The 552-nt window shown below is 34.1% G+C and carries 1 protein-coding gene; it reads right to left on the reverse strand.

What is annotated here, in order from left to right:
* Nucleotides 1–154 precede the first annotated feature (154 nt).
* Nucleotides 155–552, reverse strand: a 398-nt coding sequence (locus tag ACX5JI_RS26405) for a transposase (protein WP_459503936.1), incomplete at its 5' end; no start/stop codon positions are given.

A 552-nucleotide genomic window follows, 5' to 3' on the forward strand; every position in this document is an offset into this window, starting at 1 on the left:
GGTGTCTTTCTTACGATTAGTCAAATGTTTTTTAGAGCTATAATTGATTAAATGCCAGAGATTTTAGGCCAATTAGAATGCAAACCAAATACCCCTAATATGTGTCTATTTTTTACTAGGGGGAAGATATGGTATAATGGATGAAACTATGGTTTCAGGCGGTTAACCGATAATCATAGTGTATATTATGTGTAATGAGATAGAAGAGAAGCTTCAATAATTTATTTACACATGCAATGGACGCAACTTTATGACACTTGTTATAAGGTTGCGTTTTTAATTTATCGTAATACTCAACAATATGATTTTGTCCGTAACGTCGTTGTTTAATCATGTTCTGGATGATAAGGAAAAGGAGCTTCCGCAAATGCTTATTTCCACGTTTATTGATTTTATCTTTAAAAAAGGTTTTACCTGATTGAAAACGGCGTATATCAATACCAGCAAATGCATTAAGTTGCTTGTTATTGTTAAAACGAGTAATATCTCCTATTTCAGCCATCAAGCGTACGGCAGTATTCGGTCCAATCCCAGGAAGACTGCGAATGATAT

It is taken from the genome of Bacillus sp. C1, from assembly GCF_054570475.1.